The organism is Tabrizicola aquatica, from assembly GCF_002900975.1.
Classification (GTDB): Bacteria; Pseudomonadota; Alphaproteobacteria; order Rhodobacterales; family Rhodobacteraceae; genus Tabrizicola; species Tabrizicola aquatica.
Genome location: NZ_PJON01000006.1, coordinates 159262 through 185236, shown reverse-complemented (window position 1 = coordinate 185236; position 25975 = coordinate 159262). Strand labels below are relative to the sequence as shown.

Here is a 25975-nt window from a genome sequence, read left to right as displayed (position 1 = left end):
CATAGGCCCGGAATTCGCCGAAATACTTCGTGATCGCCGCCGTCAGCGTCGTCTTGCCGTGGTCAACGTGACCAATGGTCCCGATGTTCACATGCGGCTTGTTACGTTCAAACTTTGCCTTCGCCATCGCGTTTTCCGCCCTTGTCCAGAAGGGGCCGGGAGGGGCCCTTGTTTACACGGGCGGCGACTTAGCCCGCGGGCCCGGGAAATTCAAGCCTGATTGGGCCGCCGCGTCGGACGACTGCGTCTTGTCGTCTGGATGTCAGCGACGAGTGACGCAGTCATCGAGGAGCGGTGCGTCAGGTGAAGCGGTTGTCGCGGGGAAAGCCGCGCGGGGCCATCTTGCCGGCGCTGGCGCGGGCACCCTGCCATTCGGTAAGGTCGGTCTCGGTCCGCGTGCGACCGGCGGGGTCCTTCCAGGACAGCCCCTCGGCCCGGGTGAAGGTGATGGCGTCCGAAAGTCCGCCGTCCTTGTATTTCTGCAGCCGAACGCCCTTGCCTTTGGCCATTTCAGGCAACTCGGCCAAGGGGAAGACCAGCATCTTCCGGTTGTCGCCCACCACGGCAATGCTGTCGCCCTGGACGGGGCGGCAGACTGCGGTCTTGACGCCATCGCGCGTGGTCAGCACGGCCTTGCCGGCCCGGGTCTGGGCCAGAAGCTCGTCCGAGGGCACGATGAACCCGTCGCCGGCGGTAGAGGCGAGCAGATATTTCTGGCCCGGCCGGTAGATCAGCAGATCGGTGATCCCGGTGTCGTTCGGCAGGTCCACCATTAGACGCACGGGTTCGCCCATGCCGCGCCCGCCGGGCAGGTTGGCACCAAGAAGGGTGAAAAACCGGCCATTTTCGGCGATCAGCAGGATCTTGTCGGTGGTTTCGGCGTGGAAGGCGAAACGGGGGCCATCGCCGTCCTTGAACTTCTGTTCGGCGGCCAGGTCTACGTGGCCCTTCATCGCCCGGATCCAGCCCATTTTCGAGCAGATCACGGTAATCGGTTCCCGGTCGATCATCGCCTCGTAGGGGATTTCCGGGGTCTCGGTCGCGTCGGCAAACTGGGTGCGCCGGGCGCCCAGCGCGGTGTGCTTGCCGTAAAGCTTGCGCACCTCGTCCAGTTCCTTGCCGATACGTCGCCACTGGCGGCGGTCGCTTTCCAGAAGGTCGGCCAAGTCGCCGCGTTCCTTTTGCAGCGCGTCGCGTTCGGCGTTCAGTTCCATCTCCTCCAGGCGCCGCAAGCTGCGCAGGCGCATGTTCAGGATGGCTTCGGCCTGGACCTCGGTCAGCACGCCCTGGCCTTTGGCCGGGGGCTGGTAGTCCTTTTCGGACATGGCCCGGACATGCGATTTCGACCAGTCCTCGGCCATCAGCGCGGCCTTTGGGTCGTTGTCGTAGCGGATGATGTCGATCACGCGGTCCAGGTTCAGGAAGGCGATCAGCAGGCCTTCCAGCACCTCCAGCCGGGCGTCGATCTTCTCGATCCGGTGCAGGCTGCGGCGGCGCAGGACGTCGCGGCGGTGGTCCAGAAAGGCGCGCAGCACTTCCTTCAGCGAGCAGACCTTGGGCACCTTGCCGTCGATCAGCACGTTCATGTTCAGCGAGAACCGCACCTCAAGGTCCGAGTTGCGGAACAGGCTGCCCATCAGCACCTCGGGGTCCACAGTGCGGGCGCGGGGTTCCAGGATCAGGCGGATATCCTCGGCGGATTCGTCGCGGACATCGGCCAGAAGCGGGACCTTCTTGATCTGGATAAGCTCGGCCAGTTTCTCGATCAGCTTGGACTTCTGGACCTGAAACGGGATCTCGGTGACGACGATCTGCCAGGTACCACGGCCCAGATCCTCGACCTCCCACTTGGCGCGGGTGCGAAAGGCACCGCGGCCGGTCTTGTAGGCCTCCAGGATGCTGTCGCGCGGCTCGACGATCACGCCGCCGGTCGGGAAATCGGGGCCGGGGATCAGCTGGACCAAGGCTTCGTCGGTCACGTCGGGGTCGGCCAGCAGCGCCTGGCACCCGTCGATCAGCTCATCCAGGTTATGCGGCGGGATGTTGGTCGCCATCCCCACGGCGATGCCGCTGGAGCCATTGGCCAAGAGGTTCGGAAAGGCGGCGGGAAGAACGACGGGTTCTTCAAGGCGGCCGTCGTAGTTGGGACGGAAATCGACGGCGGTCTCGTCGATGCCTTCCATCAGTGCTTCGGCGGCGGCGGTCACGCGCGCTTCGGTATAGCGGCTGGCAGCGGGGTTATCGCCGTCGATGTTGCCGAAGTTGCCCTGCCCGTCGACCAGCGGGTAGCGCATGTTGAAATCCTGCGCCAAGCGCGCCATCGCGTCATAGATCGCCTGGTCGCCATGGGGGTGGAAGTCCCCCATCGTATCGCCACTGATCTTGGCCGATTTCAGGAAGCCCCCGGTCGGCGTCAGCCGCAGCCGCCGCATCGCCCAGAGGATTCGGCGATGGACCGGCTTCAACCCGTCGCGCGCGTCGGGCAGCGCGCGGTGCATGATCGTGGACAGGGCATAGGTCAGATACCGCTCGCCGATCGCGCGGGACAGCGGTTCGGAGGTGGTCAGGCCATCCGGCCCCTCGATCTTGGGTTCGTCATCATCAGCGGTCATGGATGTTGTGTAGGGAAAAGCGCAGCCCCGGTCCAGATGGGTTTCGCGACCGGGGTGGAACCTGTTGGCGGCGGTTGCGTTTTTGACTCAACCTGTTCACGGATCGGTGTTAAGAGCAGGTCAGTTGCCCAACCGGAAAATCCCATGTTTCGTCTGACGTTACTTCTGTGCATCGGCCTGTTTGTCGCCCTTGTGACCCTGGGCGAGGATCGCGGCCAGTTGCGACCGGGCCTGGCGCAAGCCGCGGCCGAAGGGCGTCTGGACGAGGTCTGGGCCGAAGCCCGCGCCAAGGCCGAACGTGTGTCGGCCCCGGCCCCTGTGGCCAAACCCGAGCCTGCGCCGATGCTGGCCGCCCTTGCACCGAAACCAGAGCCTCTGGCGCCAGCGCCTGCCCCGGTCCGCGTGGCCGAGGTGATCGAGCCCGTGGTCGAGGTAGAGCCGGGCCGCGAAGTCGTCGCCTTGGTGGAAGAGCCGGTGTTCTCGCTGGCCTCTTACGGCAATGAGGCGGTCCCGGGCGAAGCTGGCGCACCCCTGCCCGAGGGGGCCGAAACGATGGCGGCCGAGGCCGGCTCGGTCTGGTATGTCGACGCCAGCTCGGTCAACGTGCGGGCCGAGCCCACGACCGACTCGGACGTGGTGGGCAAGCTTGCCAACGGCGAGGCTGCACTGATGGTCGCCGAAGTCGACGGCGAATGGGTGCGCATCGTGATCCAGGGCGACGGGCTGGAAGGCTATGTCGCGCGCCGCTTCCTGACGGCCGAGGCACCCTGAGCCCCCAATGCGATCCATTCTGATCACGGGATGCTCGTCGGGCATCGGCCTTGATGCCGCGCGCGGGCTGAAGGCGCGCGGCTGGCGGGTCTTTGCGACCTGCCGGCAAGAAGCGGACTGCGACCGGTTGCGGGCCGAGGGGCTGGAAAGCTTTCGCCTGGACTATGCCGACGAAGCCAGCATCGAGGCGGCCGTCGCCGAAGTGGTCGCCCGCACCGGCGGCACGCTGGACGCCCTGTTCAACAACGGCGCCTTCGCCTGCCCCGGCGCGGTCGAGGACCTGCCGCGCGGCGCGTTGCGGGAAATCTTCGAGACCAACCTTTTCGGCTATCACGACCTGACCCGCCGCGTGATTCCGCTGATGCGGGCGCAGGGCCATGGGCGCATCGTCAACTGCTCCTCGGTTCTGGGGCTGGTCGGCCTGACCTGGCGCGGGGCCTATGTCGCGACCAAGTTCGCGATGGAAGGGATGACGGACGTGCTGCGGATCGAGATGCGCGGCACAGGGATCGAGGTGGTGCTGATCGAGCCCGGCCCGATCGCGACCAATATCCGCGAGAACGCGATTCCGCATTTCGAACAATGGATCGACTGGGAAAACTCCGCCCGGCGCGAGCAGTACGTCGCCCTGCGCGGTCGGCTGTACGACAAGAAGGTCAAGCGCGACGCCTTCGAACTTGGCCCCGAGGCGGTGACGGCCAAGCTGGTCCATGCGCTGGAGGCAAGGCGGCCCAAGGCGCGGTATTTCGTGACGACACCAACCTATGCGATGGGCATCCTGCGCCGCATCCTGCCGACGCGCGCCCTGGACTGGGTGATCGCCAAGGGGTGACGGCGGATTTCCAAAGGGGAAATCCGGGTAAATTTCCGTTCGGAAATTTGCGCTTCGCTTTTCCGGCCAGCGCGCCTAGATCATGCGCAAAGGGAGTGCTCCGATGTTTTCCGACCCACTTTTCCTCTTCGCTGTCATCGCCTGTTTCGCCGTGCTGGGCATTCTGCTGTTCGGCATCGGCACCTTCGCCAAGGGCGGCGAGTTCAACAAGCGCAACGCCAACAAGATCATGCGCTGGCGACTGGGGGTGCAGTTCGTCGCGGTGGTCCTGATCGTGGCCTTCGCCTGGTTGCGCAGCGGATCGTGAAGGCCAAGGGGTAAATCATGGTAGTCCTGTCGAAAATCTACACCAAGACCGGCGACGCCGGGGAAACCGCCCTTGGCAACGGCGCGCGGGTGGCCAAGCACTCGCTGCGGGTCAGCGCCTATGGCACGGTCGACGAGACCAACGCGACCGTGGGCCTGGCGCGCCTCCACGCGACCGGCGAATTGGCCGACGCGCTGAAGCGCATCTCGAACGATCTTTTTGACCTGGGCGCCGACCTTTGCACGCCCGACCGGCATCTGGATGCAACCTTGTCCTACACGCCCCTGCGGATGATCGAGGGCCAGGTGCTGCGTCTGGAAGCCGAGATTGACGCGATGAACACCAAGCTGACGCCGCTGCGCAGTTTCATCCTGCCTGGCGGGTCGGTCCTGGCCGCGCAGCTGCATCTGTGCCGCACCGTCTGCCGGCGGGCCGAGCGGCTGGTCGTGGAAACCGCGACGATGGAGGACGTGAACCCCGAGGCGGTGCGCTACCTGAACCGCCTGTCCGACTGGTTCTTCGTTGCAGGCCGGATCGCCAACAACGACGGCAAGGACGATGTGCTATGGGTTCCAGGCCTGACGCGCTGAACGCCGCGATTGCGCAGGCATGGCAGGCGTTCGATCTTCCCGCGCCCGCTGAGACCGGGGTTTGCCAAGGCTGCTGCATGGATCCGGGGATCGAGGCCGATTTCCTGAAGCGGCAGGCGCGCGACCTGCCGCCAGCCTATGTCCGGGACTGGTATTCCGCCGCCCATACCGACCGTATCCGCCATGCGCATGTCGCCTGGTTCCTGCCTCGGGTGCTGGAGATGCTGGCGGATGGCCAGCACGTCGCTGCCGTGGGCGACGAGGTGGCTTTCGCCCGACTGCCGCTGACAGGCTTCCCGGACCGATGGCCGGAACGCCAGGTTGCGGCGCTGAACCAGTTTGCGCTGGCCTTTCTGGAGATGAAACTGGCTGTCAGCCCGCCGATGGGGCTGGGAGAGTTGGACCGGCTGCTGTGCATGTTCGGCGAAGGCGGGCTGGATCTTGCGCCGCTCTTGCAGCGGCTGGAGGCCCTGGGCAACGATGATCTGGCCGGGCTTCTTCACCGCTGCTGGTTCCATCTGCAGAGCGGGCGGATCGGCCTGAATGCCTTCTGGTCGCGCGAACCCGGCAAGACGACGGCCTGGGCGTGGTATACCTCAGCCTCGCTGCTGAACCGCATGGAAGAGGCGGCCCTGGCGGGCAACGAGACGGCACTGGAGGTCTACGACCTGATCGCGACCGTGCGGGCCGCCGACGGGCTGTGATCGCCCGCGACGATCAAAACGCGGCGTCGTGTCGCCGGAATCGGTCGCATTTGCTCTGTTGTGAAGGCCGGGCCTGCGGTAACAGGCTGGCGAGAGCTTGTGTGCCCCCTGGGGGCCAGGAACTAAGGAGTATGCGGCCATGAAGGTGCTGGTCCCGGTCAAGCGGGTGATCGACTACAACGTGAAGGTTCGCGTCAAGGCGGACGGGTCCGGGGTTGATCTGGCGAACGTCAAGATGTCGATGAACCCCTTCGACGAGATTGCCGTGGAAGAGGCGATCCGGCTGAAGGAAAAGGGTGTCGCGACCGAGGTCGTCGTCGTCTCCATCGGCGTGAAGCAGGCGCAGGAAACGCTGCGCAATGCCCTGGCGATGGGCGCAGATCGCGCTATCCTGATCGAAGCCACCGACAACGTGCATGTGGACATCGAGCCCCTGGCCGTGGCGAAGCTTCTGGCCGCCGTGGTCAAGGAAGAGGCCCCGGGCCTGGTCCTTTGCGGCAAGCAGGCCATCGACAACGACATGAACGCCACCGGGCAGATGCTTTCGGCCCTGCTGGGCTGGTCGCAGGCCACCTTCGCCAGCGAGGTCGCCATCGAAGGCGACAGCGCGAAGGTCACGCGGGAAGTGGACGGCGGGTTGCAGACGATCACCGTCAAGATGCCGACGATCATCACCGTCGATCTGCGCCTGAACGAGCCGCGCTATGCCTCGCTGCCGAACATCATGAAGGCCAAGGCCAAGCCGCTGGCGACCAAGACGCCCGCCGATTACGGCGTGGACGTCGCGCCGCGCCTGTCGGTCGTCAAGACGGTGGAACCGGCGGGTCGCAAGGCCGGCGTCAAGGTCGGCTCGGTTGCCGAACTGATCGCGAAACTCAAAGACGAAGCGGGGGTGCTGTAAGATGGCCGTTCTTCTTCTTGCCGATGTCGTGGGCGGCGCGCTTGCCACCGATCAGGTTGCCAAGGCGCTGACCGCGGTGAAATCGCTGGGCCCGGTGACGGTCCTGGTCGCCGGTCCTGATGCGGCTGCGGCGGCGTCCGAGGCTGCGACGCTGGACGGCGTGGCCAAGGTGCTGCTGGCCGAAGACGCGGCCTATGCCCATGGCCTGGCCGAGCCGACCGCCGCGCTGGTCGTCTCGCTGGCCGGGGATTACGAGCATATCGTCGCCGCCTCGGGCGCGCTGTCGAAGTCGGTGCTGCCGCGGGTTGCGGCTTTGCTGGACGTGATGGTGATCTCGGAAGTGCTGGCGGTGCATGATGCCGCGACTTTCGACAGGCCGATCTATGCCGGCAACGCGATCCAGACGGTGAAAACCTCGGACGCGAAAAAGGTGATGACCATCCGCACCGCGACCTTCGACGCGGCGGGCAAGGGCGGCAACGCCCCGGTCGAGAAGGTCTCCGCCTCGGTCGATGGCGGGATGTCGGCCTGGGTCGAGGACAAGGTGGCGTCCAGCGACCGGCCCGAGCTGACCTCGGCCGGGATCGTCGTCTCGGGCGGGCGTGGCGTGGGCAGCCAGGCCGACTTTGCGCTGATCGAGAAGCTGGCGGACAAGCTGAACGCCGCCGTGGGCGCGTCGCGCGCGGCCGTCGACTCGGGCTATGCGCCGAACGACTGGCAGGTCGGGCAGACTGGCAAGGTCGTGGCGCCAGAGCTTTACGTGGCCGTGGGCATCTCGGGTGCGATCCAGCACCTGGCGGGGATGAAGGATTCCAAGGTCATCGTCGCGATCAACAAGGATGAAGAGGCGCCGATCTTCCAGGTCGCCGACTACGGCCTGGTCGCCGACCTGTTCACCGCCGTGCCAGAACTGATCGAGAAACTGTAAGCCGCAGGTGGGCGAATCGCCCACCCTACGCCCGGACAGGACAGACGGGGGTCGCCTTAGGCGGCCCCCGTTGCCATTTCCAACTGCGCCCGGATCGCGCCGGCCAGCGCGGCAGCGATTTCGGCATGTGCCGCCGGGCCGGGCAGGCAGGCGGCCTGCTGCGCTTCGGTCTCGGGGAAGATCATCCCTGTCGTCCCCGCAGCCCGGGCGGCCGCGCTGGTGCGAAGCGCCAGCACCCGGGCATGGGGCCGCAGGCTGTCCACCAGCGCCCGGTCGATGAACAGGGGATCCTGCGCCGCATCCTCGGCCACCAGCCACAGCACCAGCACATCCGGCAGCGCGGTCAGCACCTGAAGCATCCGGCTGCGCCAGGTTTCGCGCAGGATTGTGACAGCTTCGGCAAAGCGGGCCGGGTCCTGGCGCTGCAGGACCTGGACAAGGTGGCGGGTGAAGTGAATCTCGGTCAGGTCGAGGTCCGGGTAAAGGGCGCGCAGCGCCGGCGTCGGGCCGAGGACACGGTCGTTGCGGCGGCTGTGCACGCGGTAGAGCGGGTTGCTCAACCCTTCCGCGCCGGTCACCTGCACGACGGCAAGCCGCGCGCGGGCGGCGATGCGCAGGGCAACGGGATCGGCCAGCCAGGCATCCGGCCCGCCCTGCGGCATGGCCAGGTTGGCGACGGGCAGGGCCAGGGCCTTTTCCACCAGCGCCGGAAACGGCTGCGGCACATATTTGCCGAAGGTGACCGAGCCCCCCAGCATCGCCAGATAGGGACCAGACAGATCGCATTCCGGCCCCCGGAACACTGAGCGCGCGCTGCCATAGCAGCACGGCGTGTAATCAAGCGCCCCCGCGCCTGCTGGAATCGACATCATCACACCACCCGATTGCAGTCTACCCAAGGCAAAGGCTGGCAGACGGTGGTTGCGGAATGGCTAAAATCGGGCGATTGGCTAAAGGTCTAGCGACTTTCCGCGTCCTTGCGCGGGCCGGATGGGCCGGGCATAACCGGGGCAGCAGACGGAGGTTAAGGCGATGGAGATCAAGCTGGTGGGCGTCGTGGGCGCCGGGCAGATGGGGAACGGGATCGCCCATGTCTTCGCCCTGGCGGGCTATGACGTGCTGATGACCGACATCTCGGAGGACAGCCTGTCCAAGGCCCTTGCGACCATCGAAAAGAATATCGACCGCCAGGTCAGCCGCGGCAAGGTCCTGCCCGCCGACAAGCGCGCCGCGATGGAGCGGATCAAGACCTCGCTGAAACTGTCGGACCTTGGCCAGTGCGACCTGATCATCGAGGCCGCGACCGAGCGCGAGACGGTCAAGCAGGCGATCTTCGAGGATCTGCTGCCGCACCTGAAGCCGACGACGATCCTGACGTCAAACACCTCATCGATTTCGATCACCCGGCTGGCCTCCCGCACCGACCGGCCGGAAAAATTCATGGGTTTCCACTTCATGAACCCGGTGCCGGTGATGCAGCTGGTCGAACTGATCCGGGGGATCGCCACCGATCAGGAGACCTGGGACACCCTGCATGAGGTGGTGCGCAAGCTGGGCAAGACCGCCGCGAGTGCCGAGGATTTCCCAGCCTTCATCGTCAACCGCATCCTGATGCCGATGATCAACGAGGCGGTCTATACGCTGTACGAAGGCGTGGGGTCGGTGAAGTCGATCGACGAGTCGCTGAAGCTGGGCGCCAACCACCCGATGGGGCCTTTGGAGCTGGCGGATTTCATCGGGCTGGATACGTGTCTGGCCATCATGAACGTGCTGCACGAGGGGCTGGCGGATACGAAGTACCGGCCGTGTCCGTTGCTGACGAAGTATGTCGAGGCCGGATGGCTGGGGCGGAAGACCCAGCGGGGGTTCTATGATTACCGGGGCGAGGTGCCTGTGCCGACGCGGTAGCGGCACATGGCAAGCGATGATTTGCATGACCCCACAGAAACAGACCGTGTAGGGTCGCGTCGCGGGTTGCCGAAATCTGGACACTGATACATCTGTCGCTCTGGGCGCTGTTGTTTTGTGGTCTTTGGTTGAAATGGAATTGGGCGATGGTGATCGGTTTTTTGGTTACTGTCGCAAACTTTACCGCCTTGTTCCTGCCAGCCGGTGTGAACCTCCTGTGCCTTCTGGCCGTTCTGCCCTTTGCGAACCGGTCAGCCGGGCTTGCCAATGCAGGACTGTTCTTCCTGTTCGCCCTGGTGCTTCAGGTCTGGCAATTCAAGTTCTGGATAGACGGCGCCGCGGCGCATTGAGCCGCCGAAGCCATTGTGGTGGGTGAAACCCAGCGTTTCACCCCAATCGGACTGGGCAGACGATGGGTTGGCACCCACCCTACGCCTTGCGACCAAGCGCCAGCGTATGTTCGCGCAGCCACGCAAGAAACCCCCTCGGGTTGCCTTCCCACTTCTTCAACTCCTCCGCCGGGATCGGTTGGCCGATGACGGGCCGCGTCGGCTTGAAGAGGCAGCGCTTGATTTCATACAGCAGCAACCCCTGCCGGATCGTGTCCGACACCTGGTTGGCGATCTGGAACAGGCGGGAGTTCTGGCCAGGGAAGAAGATCGGCAGGATCGTCGCGCCCGAGGAGCGGACTATCTTGTGGGTGAAGACGTTCCACTCGCCCTCGACCGCGTCGCCCCACCAGCCTGGGCTCATCGCGACCTTGCCGGCCGGGAACAGGATGATGACCCCCCCGGCCTTCAGGTGTTTCATCGTCTCGTCCCGCATCTGCAGGCCAAGCTCGCGGGCGTTGTCCTCATGCGGGAAGGGGACGGGGATCATGAACTCTTCGACTTCCGGGATCCCAGTCAGCAGGCTGCGGGTCAGGATCTTGAAGTCGGACCGCACGCGGTTGACCATCTCGGCCAGGACCATGCCGTCGACCAGGCCCGAGGGGTGGTTCGACACGACGACCAGTGGCCCGGTTGCCGGAATGCGGGCGATTTCCTCGGCCGGAGTCTCGATGCGGATGCCCATGTGGCGGATCGCCTTGGGCCAGAAGGGCGCGCCGTGCGGGGCGCCGGATTTTTCAAAGCTGCGGATCAGGCGCAGCAGCTGCACCTTCGCGGTCAGCCATTCGATGACCCGGATCGTGTTCGCCTTGAACGGATTCTTGAAGGTGCCGGCATAGGACAGCCGCCGCATGTCATACTGACGGTCAGCCGGAATCGCCGCAGACGACGGCGTCTCGGTGGCAATCTGGCTGTGGTCGGTCACGAAGCGGCTATCCCCGGGAGAGGCCCCGACAGAGTCGCGGCGTCCCCGCTCAATAATCCTCTCCGAACCGGGCCGCAACAAGCGCCTCCAGCGCATCGGCGAGTTTCACCGCTTCGCTGCCCGATGTCGTCACGTCGATCGTCGTCCCGCGTGAGGCGCCAAGCATCAGCAGGCCCATGATCGAATCGCCCGAAACCTCAATCCCGTCGCGGGCAACAGTGGCGCGGGCGTCGTGCGCTTCGACAACCTCGACGAATTTGGCGCTGGCACGGGCGTGCAGACCCTTTTCGTTGATGATCCGGAAAGTGCGGGTCGACATCTTACGCCCCGCCGCCCAGATCAAGCGCGTTGATGTACTTGCGCCCCGCGTCCAGCGCGGCGGCCACGGCGTCGGGCACGGTCATGTCGCGCGACTTGGCCAGCTTGATCAGCATCGGCAAGTTCGCCCCATACAGGATGCGCCGGCCCAGGGTGGCGCAAGCCGGCAGCGACAGGTTCGAGGGCGAGCCACCGAACATGTCCGTCACCAGAACCACGCCGTTACCCATGTCGACGGCATCGGCTGCGGCGCAGATCTCGGCCTGCTTGGCCTTGCGGTCGTGGTCATCCTCGATCGCGATGGCGCGGACCCCGTCCTGCTTGCCGACGACATGCTCGACCGCCGAGAGGTACTCTCGCGCCAGACCGCCATGTGCCACGATCACGATACCGATCAAGCGCCTGCCACCTTCATTGCGTCGGCCCTGCGTTCCAGTTCCCGGTGACGTTTTGACACCGCCCAGCCGTTTTCTGCAAGCGCATTGGCCATCATTTCCGCGACAGCAACCGACCGGTGTTGCCCCCCGGTGCAGCCAAAGGCGATGGCGAGGTGGGCCTTGCCCTCATCCAGCTGGGCCGGAAGCAGAAAGAGAAGCAGGTCGCGCAACCTTTGGAAGAATTCGGCAAAGCGCGGGTCGGCGCGGACGAACGCCTCGACCCTTTGGTCCCGGCCATCCAGCGGCCGCAACTCGGGCTGCCAATGGGGATTCGCCAGGAAGCGGCAGTCGAAGATCATGTCCACCCCACGCGGGATGCCGCGCTTGTAGCTGAAGGATTGCAGCGACACCGACAGCGGATGCGCGTGGGTGGTGTCGTAAAGCGCGGCAAGCTCGGCCTTCAGGTCGTGCTGGGTCAGCTCGGTCGTGTCGATCAGGTGGTCGGCCCGAACCCGGATCGGGGCCAGAAGGTCGATCTCGCGCTCCACCCCCTGGGCCGGGGTTTCGTTCGGGGCAAGCGGGTGGCGGCGGCGGGTTTCGGAAAAGCGGCGGATCAGGACAGCGGGGGCGCAGTCCATGTACAGCACTTCGATCGCGACGGCAGGGTCGCGGGTCAGGGTGTCGATCAGTTCGATCAGCGCGGTGGCGTTGAAGTCGCGGTTGCGGACGTCCAGGCCCAGCGCGATCGGCCGGCCCAGCGGCGTGCCTTCCACCAGGCGCGGCACCATGGACAGCGGGATGTTGTCGATGCCCTCATAGCCCAGATCCTCCAGCACGCGGATTGCGGTGGTCCGCCCGGCGCCAGAGGGGCCGGTGACGAAGATCAGGCGGTGGTCAGGCTCGGGCGTCATCCTTGGTCCTGGGCAGGGTCAGTCCTGCCGTCCATGGCGAAGATAAAGCATCAGCGCAGCGGGAAAATGGTCATTCGGCAGCGACAGCACAAGGTCGGTTTCGCATCCCAGGATCGTGATCCGGCGCCGTGGCGGCAGGCGCTGATCCTCGACCTGGGCAAGGTCGGCGACCAGGGCGATGTCCACCTCGTCCTGGGTCGGCGCGCGCAAGAGGCCAAGGCCTCGCGCCTCGATCAGACCCCTGATGCCGGCAGGGCAGCGGCCGGTCAGGCGGCCGGTCTCGGCCGTGATTTCGGTGCGGTCATCGGCCACCAGTCGGGCACCCAGCGCGATCAGCCGCAACGCCAGCGCCGACTTGCCCGCACCCGAGGGGCCAAGGATCAGCAGCCCCCGCCCTTCAACCGCGACGCAAGAGGCATGGAAGATCTGTGCAGGGCCTGTCACACCGGCAGGCCGACGACAAAGCGCGCGCCCAGCGGGTCCGAGGTCGGGTCGGCGGCGGTGGGGCGGATGTTCTCGGCCCAGATCACCCCGCCATGCGCCTCGACGATCTGCTTCGAGATCGCCAGGCCAAGGCCCGAATGCTTGCCGAAATCAGCTTGCGGCCGTTCGGAGTAGAACCGCTTGAACACCTTGGTCAGCGCCTGTTCGGGGATGCCGGGGCCGGTATCCTCGACCACCACCAGCACGCGGTTCTCACGGCGGCGGGCCCAGACGCGGACGGCGTCGCCTTCCTCGCAGAAGGAAATCGCGTTGGTCACCAGGTTGACAAAAACCTGCGCCAGTCGCGCCTCAAGCCCGTGGATCGCGATGGGATCGGAGGGCAGGTCGATGATGAAATCGACCCCCTTCTCGCCCGCTTGCTGTGACAGGTACTGGCACAGGTTGGACAGGGTTTTCAGAAGGTTGAACTCTTCCTCGTCCTCTTTCACCAGCTCGCTGTCCAGGCGCGAGGCGTTCGAGATGTCGCTGACCAGCCGGTCCAGCCGGCGCACGTCGTGTTCGACGACATCCAGCAACTTGTCACGCTGTTCGTCTTTTTTCACAAAGCGCAGGCTGCCCACGGCCGAGCGCAAGCTGGCCAGCGGGTTCTTGATCTCGTGCGCCACATCGGCGGCGAACTGTTCGTTGGCGTCGATCCGATCATACAGGGCAGCCACCATGCCCCGCATGGCAACCGAGAGGCGGCCGATTTCGTCCGGGCGGGCGGCGAGGTCAGGGATGCGGACCCGGCTGGGGGCCACGCGACGGGTGTCGCGGTCGCGCCCAAGCTCGGCCGCGGCGGCAAGGTCCGACAGCGGGTTCGAGATGGTCGAGGCCAGCATCAGGCTAAGCCCGATCGAAACCGCGACCGCCAGCAGAAAGACCTGCAGGATCTGCTCGCGCTCATAGCGGACCAGACGGTCGATCTCGACCGAGTTCGAGGTCAGCGCCACCGCCCCCACCACATCGCCGCCGACAATGATCGGCGTGGCGACCGAGAAGAACAGGCTACCCTCGCTGTCGCGAGTGGTGCGGCTAAGGCTGTCACCCCGCAACGCGCCTTCGGCCACGTCCAGCGCCTTTTCGGCCGCGTCAATCGTCTCGGTGCGAAAGCCGCGACCCTGGCGAAGGACCACGGTAACGGCGTTCCAGACGCCTTCCAGGAAATCGGTCAGGACCGTGGATTGGGCAGGATCGGTGACCAGCGTGTCGGTCCCCTGCCCCACCTTCGAGGCCAGCAGCCGCCCGGTCGGATCAAAGACGAAAACCTCGACCACCGGGTCGACATTGATCTCCTCCAGCGGCATGCGGAAATCAAAGCCGTTGGTGCCGGGACGCAACTGCCCCTCGTAGATCTTGGCGATGAGTTCCGCCTGCCGCGCCATGCCTTGCTGCCGCTGCAGCGCCAGGCTGTCGCGGAACGGGTTCATGAACAGAACGCCGACCACCAGCATGACCAGCGCCATCAGGTTGAAGACGATGATCTTGCGCGCCAGCGGCGAGCGGTTCAGCGCGACGATGCTGCGCCCGCCCCGGCCTTCCTTCAGCCGCTCTACCGTGGCGTCGGGGGATACCCAATCCTCGCCCAGCAGCACATCGCCCGACCGTTTCGGGCGAAAGTCCTCAGTGCTGGCGATCCGGGGGGCCGAGGTCATGGTCGGGCCGCGTCACTCTTCATTGTAGCGATAGCCGATGCCGTACAGCGTCTCGATCGCCGAAAAGGTATCGTCCACCGACCGCATCTTCTTGCGCAGGCGCTTGATGTGGCTGTCGATGGTGCGGTCGTCGACATAGACCTGGTCGTCATAGGCCACGTCCATCAGCTGGTCGCGCGATTTCACGAAGCCGGGCCGTTGCGCCAGCGCCTGCAACAGCAGGAATTCCGTGACGGTCAGCGACACTTCGCGCCCTTTCCAGGTGACGGAATGGCGCAGCGGGTCCATCCGCAGCGCGCCGCGTTCCATCATCCGGGTTTCTTCGGTGGCCGCAGCCTCACCCGTGTTGATCGCCTCTTGCCGCCGCAGAAGCGCGCGGATGCGTTCGACCAGAAGGCGCTGGCTGAAGGGCTTCTTGACATAGTCGTCAGCCCCCATGCGCAGGCCCAGAACCTCGTCGATCTCATCGTCCTTCGAGGTCAGGAAGATCACCGGGATCGACGTTTTCTGCCGCATCCGTTGCAGCAGATCCATCCCGTCCATCCGCGGCATCTTGATGTCCAGGACCGCCATGTCGGGCATGCGGCGGTTGAACGCCTCAAGCGCGGACTGGCCGTCGTTATACGTCTCGACCTCGAACCCTTCGGCTTCCAGGGTCATCGCGACCGACGTGAGAATGTTCCTGTCGTCGTCCACAAGGGCGATGCGGGACATCTTCGATCCTCCCTGTAACTGCTACTGGCGCATGAATATTTTTGCCGGATTTTCAGCCTGGCGCGCGGGAATATCAACAGGAAAGCGAATCAGCTTGGCAGAACTGGGGCGAAGGGTGGCAATTTCGCCGACATTCCGGGCAATCCCGCCCCCAGTCGGCGGATGGACGCGGATGGTGGCGCTAACCTGAAAATGATAGCGCTAACGCATTGAATTTCATGCTATTCTGCGCCGAACCCCTCATGGTATAGCGGCCGTGCGGGCGGGCCCCTCTAGGGCTTGTTCGTGGCATTCAGGCCCGGATGCCATGGGAAGAAACTGCCGCTGCCGATGCCGCGGCCTTTCGGAGCTTGCAGGATGACCCAAGGAACGACCCGCGGACGCGTGAACCCCGACCAGACCCTTTCGCACCAGGGATTTTCCGGTGTGGCGGTCGCCCACTACAACTATGTCGAGGCGGCGCTGGTCGAGGCGGCGGTGCAGCGGGGCGAGGGTCGCCTGGGCCAGGGCGGCGCATTTCTCTGCACCACCGGGCAGTTCACCGGACGCTCGCCGAAGGACAAGTTCGTCGTTCGCACCCCGGCCACCGAGAATACGATCTGGTGGGAGAACAACGCGGCGATGACGCCCGAGTGTTTTGCCCGCCTGAAAGCCGACATGCTGGACCACGCCAAGGGGCGTGAGCTGTTCGTCCAGGACCTGTATGCCGGGGCCGATCCGATCCACCGGATGGACGTGCGCGTGGTCACCGAGCTGGCCTGGCACGGCCTGTTCATCCGCCACCTGCTCCGCCGCCCCGCGCGGGAAGAGCTGGACAGCTTCGCCCCCGACTGGACGATCATCAACCTGCCGTCGTTCAAGGCTGACCCGGCGCGGCATGGCTGCCGGACCGAAACCGTCATCGCGCTGAACTTCGACGAAAAGACCGTGCTGATCGGCAACACCGCCTATGCCGGGGAAAACAAGAAGTCGGTCTTTACCATCCTGAACTACCTTCTGCCCGAAAAGGGCGTGATGGCCATGCACTGCTCGGCCAACCACGCCCTTGGCAATCCGGTCGATGCGGCGGTGTTCTTCGGGCTTTCGGGCACCGGCAAGACCACGCTTTCCGCCTCTCCCGACCGCACGCTGATCGGCGACGATGAACACGGCTGGTCCGACCGCGGCATCTTCAACTTCGAAGGCGGCTGCTACGCCAAGACCATCGACCTGTCGCCCGAGGCCGAGCCCGAGATCTATGCCACCACCCACCGCTTCGGCACCGTGGTGGAGAACATGGTGTTCGACGACGAGACCCTGGTGCTGGATTTCGCGGACCGCAGCCTGACCGAGAACACCCGCTGCGCCTATCCGCTGGAGGCCATCTCGAACGCCAGCGCCACCGGCCTGGGCGGCCATCCGCGCCATGTGGTGATGCTGACCTGCGACGCCTTTGGCGTGCTGCCGCCCATCGCGCGGCTTTCCTCGGCGCAGGCGATGTACCACTTCCTGTCCGGCTTCACCTCCAAGGCTGCCGGAACCGAGCGTGGCATCACCGAGCCGCAGCCGACCTTCTCGACCTGCTTCGGCGCCCCCTTCATGCCGCGCCGGCCCGAGGTTTACGGCAAGCTTCTGCAGGCCAAGATCGCCAAGCATGGCGCGTCCTGCTGGCTGGTGAACACCGGCTGGACCGGCGGCGCCTATGGCACCGGCCGCCGGATGCCGATCAAGGCGACCCGCGCCCTGCTGGCGGCCGCGCTGGACGGGTCGCTGAACGGGGTGGAATTCCGCAAGGACAAGAACTTTGGCTTCGAAGTTCCGGTCGCGGTTCCTGGCGTCGATGACGCTTTGCTGAACCCGCGCGCCACCTGGGCCGACCCGGCGGCCTATGACGCGCAGGCGCAAAAGCTGGTGGGCATGTTCCAGAAGAACTTTGCCCAATACGTTCCCTATATCGACGCCGACGTGAAAGCCGCCGCCATCGGCTGACGGGAACAACCCGCGTCCCGGCCGGTTCCTTGCCTGAAAGGAGCCGGCCATGCGCGAAACGACATCTCACACCCCGCCCCGCCGCCCGCCGTTCGGGGCGGGACTGCTTCTGGGTCTTGGCCTGGGCGGGTTCGTGGACGGGATCGTCCTGCACCAGATCCTGCAGTGGCACCACATGGGCTCCAGCGCCGGGGTGCCGGTGGATACGGTTGCAGGCCTGCAGACGAACACGCTGCTGGACGGACTGTTCCACGCCGCGACCTGGGTGCTGGTCCTGTCGGGACTGATCGCGCTGTGGCACGCGGTGCGGCGTGGGGCACGGCTGTCCTCACGCGCGTTGATCGGCAGCGGGCTGGCCGGGTTCGGCCTGTTCAACCTGGTCGAGGGGCTGGTGAACCACCACATCCTTGGCCTGCACCATGTGAACGAGACCGTGCCACCCGACCAATGGCTGTGGTGGGACCTGGGGTTCCTGGCCTCGGGCGTGCTGCTCTTGGTGTTGGGCTATCTGGTCAGCCGGACAGGGCCTGCCTGACCATGTTCAGCCCGGTCAGCACCAGCAAGCCTTGCGTCCAGCGGCGGAACCGGGCTTGATCCAGCCGGTCCTGCACCGCATAGCCGGCATAAAGCCCGACCAGCGCCGGCACGCACAGCGCGGCCGAAAAGCCGAGGCTTTCGGCATTGGCCAGCCCCGTACCCAGGTGCGACAGAAGCAGGACAACCGCCCCGATCAGGAACACCACCCCCTGCGCGCGGATCGCCTGCACCTTCTCGGCCCCGGTGGACAGCAGATAGACCAGCAAGGGCGGCCCCCAGATCCCCGACACCCCGCCATATAGCCCACCGATCACGCCCAACACCCACTCGGCCCGGTCGCGGTGGTGCAGCCGGATCGCCAGGCTGCGCCCCATCAGTTGCAGCGCGGCAAAGGCGGTGATCGGCAGGCCCAGCATCAGAAGATAGACCATGCGCGGGATCGCATCGGCGAAGGGCGCGGACAGGACGATGCAGATCACCGTCGCAATCAGGAAACGGCGGTACTTCCGCGCCGTCTCCCACATCGGGCCGGGGCCTTGGCGGAAAGCCTGGCTGATGTTGGTCACCAGCGTCGGCAGGATCAGCCCGGCCAGCGCCAGGTCTTGCGGCAGGAACACCGCAAAGCCCGAGACCAGGATCATCGGCATGGCAAAGCCCACCGCGCCCTTTACGAACCCTGCGAAAAGCGTGATCGCCAGCGCGGCAACCAGAAGATGCGGCGGAAGGCCGGCAGAGATGAGGTCCAGCATGACTTGCCCTTTGCCCGCCGTTGTGGCGCAGTCTGTCGGCGGGCGAAAGGCCCCTTTCGGGTGACCCATGCGACACATCCTGTTAGCTCTCCTGCTTGCCACCCCCGCCCTCGCCGACCCGGCGGCGCCAGTCCTGGGACCCGGGGTCGCGCAGCTGCAACCCGGCGTGTTCTGCGCCTTGCAGGCGATGGACAGCCGCCCCGCACCCGGCACCCGCTCCGGCTGGGTGCATGTGCCGGAGGGCGAGATCGACTTTCACTGGCCCGACCGCCAGATCGTCCCCGCCGCCATTGGCCTTGCCTTTGGCGTAAAGGCGCGGCTGCACCCGGACCATTTCGTCAGCTCCGGCGAGATGCGGGTCTACCCGCCCGGCAGCACCAGCCCCGAGGTCTGGGACTCCACCCTTTCCCCCTTTGGCGATTCGATCGCCTTCTTCCGCTTTGACCATGACCACGAACTGATTCCCGGCCTTTGGCGGTTCGAGGCGTGGGATGGCGAAACCCGGCTTTACGCTGTCGAATTCCAGGTCGTCCCGGCTGCCACCCTGCCCGATCTGGTGCAGGCCTGCGGGGCAGTCTCGTGATCGGCTGCGACATTTTCATTCGCCCGCATGACGCAGGTTGAAATCTTGTTGCTCTGCGGATGCAAAGGCACTACCTCTTCGCAGGTGCAGAATAGACGTGGAGTGTTCCGATGCCGCATGATGGCCAGGCCATGACCCAGACCCCGATCCTTGCCGATCTTCGCGCCCTTACCGCCGCCGCCCTGCCCGAGGTCGAGGCGCTGTTCGCCCAGGCGCGTGAGGGGTTGCGCGCCCATGTGACCGTCGCCGGCAAGATCAACGCCCCGGCGCTTGAGGCGCGGCAGTTCCAGGCCCATGCCCTTGCATGGCTGGCCACCTATGTCGAATCGCTGCGCCAACTGGGTGCCTGGGCGGACCGTCTGGCCACCGCCGACCAGTTCGGCGCGATGGAGGCGCTGATCCTGCAGATCGGCTATGGCGAATACCTGAACCAGATCGCCGGCGGCATCCCGATGAGCCAGGGCGAGATTGCCCGCCTCTCCGACCTTGACCTGACCTGGACCCCCGGCCCCGAAGCCCAGCGCCTGATGGCCGACGGGAATACCCCGGCCGCTCGCGATGCGCTGGTCGCCCTGATGCGTGACAACCAGGGCCGCGCGACCTTTGGCGCCAGCGGGCTGGACGAAGAGCTGGAGATGATCCGCGACCAGTTCCGCCGCTATGCCGATGAAAAGGTGATCCCCGTCGCCCACGACTGGCACCTGAAGGACGAGTTGATCCCGATGGAGGTGATCGACGAACTGGCCGGCATGGGCGTGTTCGGCCTGACGATCCCCGAAGCTTACGGCGGCTTTGGCCTGTCCAAGGCGTCGATGGTCGTGGTCAGCGAGGAACTGTCGCGCGGGTATATCGGTGTCGGCTCGCTGGGCACCCGGACCGAAATCGCGGCCGAACTGATCCTGTGCGGCGGGACGGAAGAGCAAAAGGCGAAATGGCTGCCCGGCCTTGCCTCGGGGGAAATCCTGCCCACCGCCGTCTTTACCGAACCGAACACCGGATCCGACCTTGGCTCCCTGCGCACCCGCGCGCGGAAGGATGGTGACGACTGGGTCATCAACGGCAACAAGACCTGGATCACCCATGCCGCGCGGACCCATGTGATGACCGTCCTGGCCCGGTCGGTCGAAGGGACCAGCGACTATCGCGGGTTGTCGATGTTCCTGGCCGAAAAGACCCCCGGCACCGATGAGACGCCTTTTGTCGATCCCGGCCTGTCGGGCGGCGAGATCGAGGTCCTCGGCTATCGCGGCATGAAGGAATACACCGTCAACTTTGACGATTTCCGGGTTAAGGGCGACAACCTGCTGGGCGGGGTCGAGGGCCAGGGCTTCAAGCAACTGATGCAGACCTTTGAATCCGCCCGCATCCAGACCGCGGCCCGCGCCATCGGCGTGGCGCAGTCCGCGCTGGAGACCGGGATGCAATATGCCGAGGATCGCAAGCAGTTCGGCAAATCGCTGATCGAATTCCCCCGCGTCGCCGGAAAGCTGGCGATGATGGCGGTCGAGATCATGATTGCGCGCCAGCTGACCTACTTCTCCGCCTGGCAAAAGGACCACGACAAGCGTTGCGATCTTGAGGCGGGGATGGCCAAACTCCTTGGTGCCCGCGTCGCCTGGGCGGCTGCCGACAATGCGCTGCAAATCCACGGCGGCAACGGTTTTGCGCTGGAATACCGGATCAGCCGCGTCCTCTGCGATGCCCGCATCCTTAACATCTTCGAAGGCGCGGCCGAGATCCAGGCCCAGGTCATCGCGCGCCGCCTGTTCGACTGACCGGTTGACTTCGGCCCGCGAAGCCTATCTTGTCACTGGCAAGATAGGCGGAGGGGCCGATGCAACGCGTGCTTTTGACGGGATGTTCCGGCTTTATCGCCAAACACGTGGCGGTAAAGCTGCTCAATGCGGGCTACGACGTGCGCGGCACGCTGCGCCGTCTGGACCGGGCTGACGAGGTGCGCGCCGCCGTCACCCCCCACCTGACCGAAGCGGCCGGCAGCCTGTCCTTTGTCCAGGCCGATCTGGAAGCCGATGCTGGCTGGGCCGAGGCGATGGCAGGCATGGACGCCGTGGTCCACACCGCCTCGCCCTTCCCGATCGCCCAGCCGAAAGACCCCCAGGTGCTGATCCGCCCCGCGGTCCAGGGCACACAGCGCGTCCTTGCAGCGGCTGCTGCGGCCGGTATCCGGCGTGTGGTCCTGACCTCGTCCATCGTGGCGGTGGTGAACGACGGCAAGCATGGCGCGCTGCAGGACGAAAACGACTGGTGCGACCTTACTCTGCCATCGACCACACCCTATGCCCGCTCCAAGACCCTGGCCGAGCGCACCGCCTGGGACCTGGCCCGGGCGCAAGGGCTGGAGTTGACCACGATCAACCCCGGTTTCGTCCTGGGGCCGCCACTGGACGAACACTACGGCTCCTCCCTTGGCATCGTTGAACGCCTTCTGCGCGGCCGCGACCCGATGGTTCCGGATTTGGGCTTCCCCACAGTCGATGTCCGCGACGTGGCCGAGATGCACCTGCGCGCCCTGCAACGCCCTGAAACGGCAGGCAAACGCTATATCGCTGCGGCCGGATCGCTGGCGATGGTGGACATGGGCCGAACGCTAAAGGCCACCTACCCCACCCGCCGCATCCCCACACGCGAAGCGCCGGGGCTGGTGGTGCGGTTTCTGGCCCTGTTCGACCCGCAGATCCGCTCGATCCTGCCAAAACTGGGGCGGCTGGAACATCTGTCGAATACCCGCGCGGTGCAGGACATGGGGATGGAGTTCACAACCCCCAAGACCGCCCTTCTGGCCAGCGCCGACTGGCTGATGCGCCATGGTCAGATCGGCCGCTAGGGTTCGCAAACTGCGCATTTCCCGCGCCGGTTGCATAGTGGCAAAGCTTTGCCACTTTTCATGCCCCGCTGTCAGCGGCTTGCAGCCGTCGGTCATGGGGCCGGGGCAACATTCTGTGGAACCTATCCCACCAGGCATGGTTACCTCCACGGGACCTGGCGACTTGCCCCGAGATTGACCTCGGGCAGGCCCAACTTATACCCGGGTGGGGCAGAAAAATGCATTCGACTGGGCTTCAGTTGAACATTGCGATTATTGACGCCAACCCTTTGCTTGCCGACGGCATCGCCGCTCTGCTGGCACAGGACGGCGGCCTTGCGGCCAAGGTGGCTTACCTTGGCCCGCACAGCCATGCCGCGGCGGGGGCCGAGTTCGACCTGATCCTGGTCGACCCGGCCCAGGTCGAGGCGCCCCCCTCCAGCCTGTTGCAGGACCTTGGCACCGGTGGCCGGCCAGTGGTCGGCTACTCCAGCGCCGATTCGATTGACCTGGCGCGGGCCTGCATCGCGGCAGGGTTCCGGGGTATCCTGCCCAAGACCGTGTCCTTCGACACGCTAAAGATCGCCCTAGCCACTGCGGCCCAGGGCGGAATCTTCATTGATGCAGCCTTTGCGGCGGTGATCGCGCCCATCTCGGGCACCGAAGACCCGCCCCCTGCCCCGCAGAAGGACACACGCCTGTCCGAGCGGGAACTTTTCGTGCTGAAATCCGTGGCCCATGGCAAGTCGATGAAAGAAATCGGCAAGGAACTGGATCTGTCCTGCAAGACGATCGAGACCTACAAGGCCCGCGGCTCCAGCAAGCTGAACCTCTCGGGACGCCGGCAGATCGTGGAATTTGCCATCGCTCAGGGTTGGGTCGAAAGGACCCGCCTCACCGCCGGCTGAGCCTGCCGCCGGCATCCATTGCAGCTTTTTCGCCGTCTGACCGGACGGTCGCGCACACTTCGCGCCTGCAGAAACTCCTGACAGGGTTTTCCTTACATCGCGGGTTTAGTGGCCGCCCTTCGGCCTGATCCTGTCAGGAAACACCCGCAAATCCCCACATTTTCCGTGGGGTCTTTGCCTGACTTTCCCCAGTTTGCCGCCCGTGCCTACCCTTATTCAACAGCTGCAATGCTGCAGCGCAGAACGGCACCCCACGGCAGCGTGGGCAAAGAGGACGGATCAAAATGACCAGGCTTGCAGTCTTTGGAATTGGCTATGTCGGGGTCGTCTCGGCGGCCTGTCTGGCCCGTGACGGGCATCAGGTAATCGCGGTGGACGTCGACCCGGGCAAGGTGGCGGCGATCAACGCCGGGCGCTCGCCCATCGTGGAACGCGACCTGCCCGAGCTTATCGCCGAGATGGTCGTCGCAGGCCGGCTGACCGCCACCACCGACGTGACCGCCGCCGTGCAGGGCAGCGAGGCGTCCTTCGTTTGCGTCGGCACGCCCAGCGCGGCGGACCATTCCATCGGGCTGGATTACGTCAAGGCGGTCTGCGCCCAGATCGGCCGCGCCCTGGCGGATCATCCGGGGTTCCATTCGGTCATCATGCGCTCGACCATCGTGCCGGGGACGATGGAGAAGGTCTGCATCCCGATCCTGGAACAGGCGTCCGGCAAGGTGGCGGGCCGCGATTTCGGCGTCGGCTACTACCCCGAATTCCTGCGCGAAAGCACCGCGATCCGCGATTACGCCGATCCCGGCCTGATCGTCTTTGGCGCGCTGGACGAACCGACCGGCGCTCTGCTTACCCGGCTGAACCAGGATTTGCCCTGCGATATCAATCTGGTGGACCTGCCAACGGCCGAGATGGTGAAATACACCTCGAACGCCTGGCGGGCGGTGAAGGTCAGTTTCGCCAACGAAATCGGGAACATTGCCAAGGCGGCCGGGTTGGATGGCCAGCGGGTCATGTCGATCCTGTGTTCGGATCACAAGGTCTCCATGAGCCCCCACTTCCTGCGCCCCGGCTTTGCTTTCGGGGGATCGTGCCTGCCCAAGGATGTCCGCGCCCTGCGGGCCTTCGCGGCCGACCGTCAGGTCGCCTCGCCGCTGCTGGATGCTGTTCTGGTCGCCAATGCCGGGCAGATCCGCCGGGCGGAAGCGATGATCGAAGCCTCGGGCAAGACGCGGATCGGCATGGTCGGGATCAGCTTCAAGCCGGGGACCGATGACTTGCGCGAAAGCCCCCTGGCCGAACTTGCGACCCGCCTGATCGGGCGCGGGATGCAGCTGTCGGTCTACGACCCCTATGTGCATGAGGCCTTTGCCAGCGACCACACCCAGGTCGGTCGGGGCCTTGACCAGGACATCGAACTGGGCAGCCGCCTGGTCGGCTCGATCGACGACCTGATCGCCCGGTCGGACATCGTGCTGGTCGGCAATCGCTATGACGAGGCGATCCAGCCCCTGCAGGACGCGATGGGCAACCGCCCGATGGTCGATCTGACCCGGATCAAGCCGGGCCAGCGGTCGGATGGGCTGTATGAGGGGATCTGCTGGTGATGATCCGCCCGTCCCTGATCCTGGGCCATCTGCTTTACCTGGCGGTGCTGGCGCTTCTGGTGCTGGCGATCCCGCCGGGGGCGCTGGGGCATGTCTCGGACGGGCTGATCGTCGTCGGCGTGGTCGGGGCCTGGCGCTATGGCTGGGCCCTGGTCAACTATCTGCGGGCGGTCCTTTACCTGCGCGTCGCCTATCCGCGGCTGAAGGCACGGGCCTTTGCCGCCCATGCGGCGCTGCCGGTGCAAGGGCACGCCTATTTCCTGATCACCAGCTACAAGATCGACAGCGATACGACCCGCCGGGTCTATCAGGCGCTGTTCCGCGCGGCGGCGGTGGCACCCGGTGGGGCGACCATCGTCGCCTCGGTCGTCGACACCTCGGACCTGCGGCTGATCCGGCGCATCCATGCGCTGATGGACGTGCCGATGGACGGGGTGAACCTGGTGATCGACCAGATCCCCGGCACCGGCAAGCGCGACGCGCTGGCGCGGTCCCTGCGGCTGATCGGCCGCCAGGCCCCCTCACGCCGGGACATACTGCTGCTTGTCGATGGCGACAGTTGCGTGCCCGAGGATATCGTCGCCGCCTCGGCCCCCTTCTTCACCGACCCCGAAGTCGGTGCCCTGACCACCGACGAGGCGGTCGAGATCAAGCCCAGCCTGTTCGGCGACTGGTTCGCCCTGCGCTTCACCCAGCGCCAGATGATGATGAGTTCCATGGGCCTGTCCGGTCGCGTCCTGACCCTGACCGGGCGCATGTCGGTGTTCCGCGCGGACCTGGCGACCCAGCCCGAGTTCATCCGCCTGGTCCAGCACGACCATATCGACCACTGGCGTCTTGGCCGCGTGGACTTCCTGACCGGAGACGACAAGTCGACCTGGTTCTGGCTGCTGCAGCGCGGTTACAAGATGCTGTATCTGCCCGACGTCACCTCGTTGTCGATGGAGACGCAGCCGAAGCCGGGCTTTGCCGACAGCGCGGTCACGCTGATGATCCGCTGGTTCGGCAACATGCTGCGCACCAATGGCCGGGCGCTGGCCCTTGGGCCAAGGCAGATCGGGCTGTTCACCTGGTGGTCGATCCTGGACCAGAAGGTCGGGATCTGGACCACGCTGGCCGGCCCGATCTCGGTCCTTCTGGCGGCGATCTTTGTCGAGCCGTTGGTGATCCCCGCCTACATCGCCTGGGTCATGGCCACCCGCTATGTCTTTTGCTGGGTGCTGGCCAGTGTCCGGGGCCGCGGCTTCCCGATCACCTATCCGGTGCTGCTGTATTTCGGCCAGATCGTTGGCGCGGCGGTGAAAAGCTATGTGCTCTTCCGCCTCGACCGCCAGCGTTGGACCCGGCAATCCGCCGGTCCCTCTGCCCTGCCTGCCCTGGGCCTGCGCCTGCGCGGGTTGGGGTCCACTTACGTCCACGCCCTCGCGCTCGGCTGGCTGACCTTCGGGGTCATGCTGTTGTCGGGCCTTGTCTGATC

Annotated in this window: 28 protein-coding genes; 17 read left to right on the top strand and 11 right to left on the bottom strand. The window is 65.5% G+C overall.

The annotated features are described in order from the left end of the window. The coding region (locus tag CXR42_RS18715) for a GTP-binding protein (RefSeq protein WP_232017738.1) at positions 1-127 on the bottom strand (127 nt) is incomplete at its 3' end. Between the two features lie 172 nt (positions 128-299). Further along, the gene (gene parC, locus CXR42_RS18710) at positions 300-2612 is read right to left on the bottom strand and encodes a DNA topoisomerase IV subunit A (RefSeq protein WP_103259115.1); all 2313 of its coding nucleotides are present in this window, start codon (positions 2610-2612) and stop codon (positions 300-302) included. 144 nt (positions 2613-2756) lie between these two features. On the opposite strand from parC, the gene CXR42_RS18705 reads away from it, so the two are divergent. The 7 genes from CXR42_RS18705 (at position 2757) to CXR42_RS18675 (ending at position 7645) form a co-directional block, all read left to right on the top strand. Continuing rightward, positions 2757-3383, top strand: coding sequence for an SH3 domain-containing protein (locus tag CXR42_RS18705; protein WP_103259114.1), 627 nt, complete (start codon positions 2757-2759; stop codon positions 3381-3383). Positions 3384-3390: 7 nt separating this feature from the next. Beyond that, positions 3391-4215, top strand: coding sequence for an SDR family oxidoreductase (locus CXR42_RS18700; RefSeq protein ID WP_103259113.1), 825 nt, complete (start codon positions 3391-3393; stop codon positions 4213-4215). A 103-nt stretch (positions 4216-4318) separates the two neighbouring features. Beyond that, entirely contained in the window at positions 4319-4522 is a 204-nt protein-coding gene (locus CXR42_RS18695; RefSeq protein ID WP_103259112.1) for a twin transmembrane helix small protein, read from the top strand. Positions 4523-4539: 17 nt separating this feature from the next. Continuing rightward, a complete protein-coding gene (locus tag CXR42_RS18690; protein ID WP_103259111.1) occupies positions 4540-5112 on the top strand; it encodes a cob(I)yrinic acid a,c-diamide adenosyltransferase in 573 nt (190 codons plus the stop codon). Next, positions 5088-5816, top strand: a complete 729-nt coding sequence (locus CXR42_RS18685; RefSeq protein WP_180996115.1) for a hypothetical protein — start codon at positions 5088-5090, stop codon at positions 5814-5816. The genes CXR42_RS18690 and CXR42_RS18685 overlap by 25 nt, the downstream gene beginning before the upstream one ends. A 139-nt stretch (positions 5817-5955) precedes the next feature. After that, entirely contained in the window at positions 5956-6717 is a 762-nt protein-coding gene (locus tag CXR42_RS18680) for an electron transfer flavoprotein subunit beta/FixA family protein (RefSeq protein WP_103259109.1), read from the top strand. Position 6718: 1 nt separating this feature from the next. Then, positions 6719-7645 carry an electron transfer flavoprotein subunit alpha/FixB family protein gene (locus CXR42_RS18675; protein ID WP_103259108.1) on the top strand — a complete coding sequence of 309 codons (927 nt, stop codon included), beginning with the start codon at positions 6719-6721 and terminating at the stop codon, positions 7643-7645. Positions 7646-7701: 56 nt separating this feature from the next. Here the strand turns inward: CXR42_RS18675 and CXR42_RS18670 are convergent, their stop codons facing one another. Then, positions 7702-8517 (bottom strand): DUF6473 family protein, encoded by an 816-nt coding sequence (locus CXR42_RS18670; RefSeq protein WP_103259107.1) that lies wholly within the window; start codon positions 8515-8517, stop codon positions 7702-7704. A 160-nt stretch (positions 8518-8677) separates the two neighbouring features. On the opposite strand from CXR42_RS18670, the gene CXR42_RS18665 reads away from it, so the two are divergent. Next, entirely contained in the window at positions 8678-9553 is an 876-nt protein-coding gene (locus tag CXR42_RS18665) for a 3-hydroxybutyryl-CoA dehydrogenase (RefSeq protein WP_103259106.1), read from the top strand. A 146-nt stretch (positions 9554-9699) separates the two neighbouring features. Continuing rightward, positions 9700-9903 (top strand): hypothetical protein, encoded by a 204-nt coding sequence (locus tag CXR42_RS18660; RefSeq protein WP_103259105.1) that lies wholly within the window; start codon positions 9700-9702, stop codon positions 9901-9903. Positions 9904-9982: 79 nt separating this feature from the next. Here the strand turns inward: CXR42_RS18660 and CXR42_RS18655 are convergent, their stop codons facing one another. The 7 genes from CXR42_RS18655 to CXR42_RS18625 are packed head-to-tail and all read right to left on the bottom strand — an operon-like array spanning position 9983 to position 15325. Further along, entirely contained in the window at positions 9983-10867 is an 885-nt protein-coding gene (locus tag CXR42_RS18655) for a lysophospholipid acyltransferase family protein (RefSeq protein ID WP_245875490.1), read from the bottom strand. Between the two features lie 49 nt (positions 10868-10916). After that, complete coding sequence (locus tag CXR42_RS18650; RefSeq protein WP_103259103.1) at positions 10917-11186, bottom strand: HPr family phosphocarrier protein; 270 nt, start codon at positions 11184-11186, stop codon at positions 10917-10919. 1 nt (position 11187) lies between these two features. Continuing rightward, on the bottom strand, positions 11188-11583 hold the full coding sequence (locus CXR42_RS18645; RefSeq protein ID WP_103259102.1) for a PTS sugar transporter subunit IIA: 396 nt from the start codon (positions 11581-11583) through the stop codon (positions 11188-11190). After that, positions 11580-12473: an RNase adapter RapZ gene (rapZ, locus tag CXR42_RS18640; RefSeq protein WP_103259101.1), complete on the bottom strand. Its 894-nt coding sequence runs from the start codon at positions 12471-12473 to the stop codon at positions 11580-11582. The genes CXR42_RS18645 and rapZ overlap by 4 nt, the downstream gene beginning before the upstream one ends. Before the next feature lie 18 nt (positions 12474-12491). Beyond that, positions 12492-12917 carry an HPr kinase/phosphorylase gene (locus CXR42_RS18635; protein WP_103259100.1) on the bottom strand — a complete coding sequence of 142 codons (426 nt, stop codon included), beginning with the start codon at positions 12915-12917 and terminating at the stop codon, positions 12492-12494. After that, positions 12914-14611 carry a sensor histidine kinase gene (locus CXR42_RS18630; RefSeq protein WP_103259099.1) on the bottom strand — a complete coding sequence of 566 codons (1698 nt, stop codon included), beginning with the start codon at positions 14609-14611 and terminating at the stop codon, positions 12914-12916. Before CXR42_RS18630 ends, CXR42_RS18635 begins: the two co-directional genes overlap by 4 nt. Positions 14612-14623: 12 nt before the next feature. Continuing rightward, the gene (locus CXR42_RS18625) at positions 14624-15325 is read right to left on the bottom strand and encodes a response regulator transcription factor (protein ID WP_103259098.1); all 702 of its coding nucleotides are present in this window, start codon (positions 15323-15325) and stop codon (positions 14624-14626) included. A 357-nt stretch (positions 15326-15682) separates the two neighbouring features. Between CXR42_RS18625 and CXR42_RS18620 the strand changes: the two genes are divergently transcribed. Then, entirely contained in the window at positions 15683-17293 is a 1611-nt protein-coding gene (locus CXR42_RS18620; protein ID WP_103259097.1) for a phosphoenolpyruvate carboxykinase, read from the top strand. 49 nt (positions 17294-17342) lie between these two features. After that, positions 17343-17828 carry a DUF2243 domain-containing protein gene (locus CXR42_RS18615; RefSeq protein ID WP_103259096.1) on the top strand — a complete coding sequence of 162 codons (486 nt, stop codon included), beginning with the start codon at positions 17343-17345 and terminating at the stop codon, positions 17826-17828. Here CXR42_RS18615 and CXR42_RS18610 read toward each other — a convergent pair. After that, entirely contained in the window at positions 17806-18579 is a 774-nt protein-coding gene (locus tag CXR42_RS18610; RefSeq protein WP_103259095.1) for a sulfite exporter TauE/SafE family protein, read from the bottom strand. The two genes, CXR42_RS18615 and CXR42_RS18610, sit on opposite strands and share 23 nt — an antisense overlap. Before the next feature lie 67 nt (positions 18580-18646). Between CXR42_RS18610 and CXR42_RS18605 the strand changes: the two genes are divergently transcribed. From CXR42_RS18605 to CXR42_RS18580, 6 genes are all read left to right on the top strand, one after another. Continuing rightward, the gene (locus tag CXR42_RS18605; RefSeq protein WP_103259094.1) at positions 18647-19162 is read left to right on the top strand and encodes a DUF3859 domain-containing protein; all 516 of its coding nucleotides are present in this window, start codon (positions 18647-18649) and stop codon (positions 19160-19162) included. Positions 19163-19272: 110 nt separating this feature from the next. Next, positions 19273-20937: an acyl-CoA dehydrogenase family protein gene (locus CXR42_RS18600; RefSeq protein ID WP_103259093.1), complete on the top strand. Its 1665-nt coding sequence runs from the start codon at positions 19273-19275 to the stop codon at positions 20935-20937. 59 nt (positions 20938-20996) lie between these two features. Beyond that, complete coding sequence (locus CXR42_RS18595) at positions 20997-22007, top strand: SDR family oxidoreductase (protein WP_103259092.1); 1011 nt, start codon at positions 20997-20999, stop codon at positions 22005-22007. Between the two features lie 239 nt (positions 22008-22246). Continuing rightward, entirely contained in the window at positions 22247-22894 is a 648-nt protein-coding gene (locus CXR42_RS18590) for a response regulator transcription factor (protein WP_146038116.1), read from the top strand. Positions 22895-23178: 284 nt separating this feature from the next. Continuing rightward, positions 23179-24498, top strand: a complete 1320-nt coding sequence (locus tag CXR42_RS18585) for a nucleotide sugar dehydrogenase (protein ID WP_103259090.1) — start codon at positions 23179-23181, stop codon at positions 24496-24498. Further along, complete coding sequence (locus CXR42_RS18580; protein WP_245875489.1) at positions 24498-25973, top strand: glycosyltransferase; 1476 nt, start codon at positions 24498-24500, stop codon at positions 25971-25973. The genes CXR42_RS18585 and CXR42_RS18580 overlap by 1 nt, the downstream gene beginning before the upstream one ends. Positions 25974-25975 lie beyond the last annotated feature (2 nt).

What these genes read in the sequence shown, in the direction of transcription:
- CXR42_RS18685 (WP_180996115.1), top strand. Translation starts at nt 5,088, where the DNA reads ATGGGTTCCAGGCCTGACGCGCTGAACGCCGCGATTGCGCAGGCATGG.
- CXR42_RS18680 (WP_103259109.1), top strand. Translation starts at nt 5,956, where the DNA reads ATGAAGGTGCTGGTCCCGGTCAAGCGGGTGATCGACTACAACGTGAAG.
- rapZ (WP_103259101.1), bottom strand. Translation starts at nt 12,473, where the DNA reads ATGACGCCCGAGCCTGACCACCGCCTGATCTTCGTCACCGGCCCCTCT.
- CXR42_RS18650 (WP_103259103.1), bottom strand. Translation starts at nt 11,186, where the DNA reads ATGTCGACCCGCACTTTCCGGATCATCAACGAAAAGGGTCTGCACGCC.
- parC (WP_103259115.1), bottom strand. Translation starts at nt 2,612, where the DNA reads ATGACCGCTGATGATGACGAACCCAAGATCGAGGGGCCGGATGGCCTG.
- CXR42_RS18700 (WP_103259113.1), top strand. Translation starts at nt 3,391, where the DNA reads ATGCGATCCATTCTGATCACGGGATGCTCGTCGGGCATCGGCCTTGAT.
- CXR42_RS18610 (WP_103259095.1), bottom strand. Translation starts at nt 18,579, where the DNA reads ATGCTGGACCTCATCTCTGCCGGCCTTCCGCCGCATCTTCTGGTTGCC.
- CXR42_RS18580 (WP_245875489.1), top strand. Translation starts at nt 24,498, where the DNA reads ATGATCCGCCCGTCCCTGATCCTGGGCCATCTGCTTTACCTGGCGGTG.
- CXR42_RS18620 (WP_103259097.1), top strand. Translation starts at nt 15,683, where the DNA reads ATGACCCAAGGAACGACCCGCGGACGCGTGAACCCCGACCAGACCCTT.
- CXR42_RS18605 (WP_103259094.1), top strand. Translation starts at nt 18,647, where the DNA reads ATGCGACACATCCTGTTAGCTCTCCTGCTTGCCACCCCCGCCCTCGCC.
- CXR42_RS18615 (WP_103259096.1), top strand. Translation starts at nt 17,343, where the DNA reads ATGCGCGAAACGACATCTCACACCCCGCCCCGCCGCCCGCCGTTCGGG.
- CXR42_RS18690 (WP_103259111.1), top strand. Translation starts at nt 4,540, where the DNA reads ATGGTAGTCCTGTCGAAAATCTACACCAAGACCGGCGACGCCGGGGAA.
- CXR42_RS18585 (WP_103259090.1), top strand. Translation starts at nt 23,179, where the DNA reads ATGACCAGGCTTGCAGTCTTTGGAATTGGCTATGTCGGGGTCGTCTCG.
- CXR42_RS18675 (WP_103259108.1), top strand. Translation starts at nt 6,719, where the DNA reads ATGGCCGTTCTTCTTCTTGCCGATGTCGTGGGCGGCGCGCTTGCCACC.
- CXR42_RS18595 (WP_103259092.1), top strand. Translation starts at nt 20,997, where the DNA reads ATGCAACGCGTGCTTTTGACGGGATGTTCCGGCTTTATCGCCAAACAC.
- CXR42_RS18630 (WP_103259099.1), bottom strand. Translation starts at nt 14,611, where the DNA reads ATGACCTCGGCCCCCCGGATCGCCAGCACTGAGGACTTTCGCCCGAAA.
- CXR42_RS18695 (WP_103259112.1), top strand. Translation starts at nt 4,319, where the DNA reads ATGTTTTCCGACCCACTTTTCCTCTTCGCTGTCATCGCCTGTTTCGCC.
- CXR42_RS18705 (WP_103259114.1), top strand. Translation starts at nt 2,757, where the DNA reads ATGTTTCGTCTGACGTTACTTCTGTGCATCGGCCTGTTTGTCGCCCTT.
- CXR42_RS18665 (WP_103259106.1), top strand. Translation starts at nt 8,678, where the DNA reads ATGGAGATCAAGCTGGTGGGCGTCGTGGGCGCCGGGCAGATGGGGAAC.
- CXR42_RS18600 (WP_103259093.1), top strand. Translation starts at nt 19,273, where the DNA reads ATGCCGCATGATGGCCAGGCCATGACCCAGACCCCGATCCTTGCCGAT.
- CXR42_RS18670 (WP_103259107.1), bottom strand. Translation starts at nt 8,517, where the DNA reads ATGATGTCGATTCCAGCAGGCGCGGGGGCGCTTGATTACACGCCGTGC.
- CXR42_RS18660 (WP_103259105.1), top strand. Translation starts at nt 9,700, where the DNA reads ATGGTGATCGGTTTTTTGGTTACTGTCGCAAACTTTACCGCCTTGTTC.
- CXR42_RS18625 (WP_103259098.1), bottom strand. Translation starts at nt 15,325, where the DNA reads ATGTCCCGCATCGCCCTTGTGGACGACGACAGGAACATTCTCACGTCG.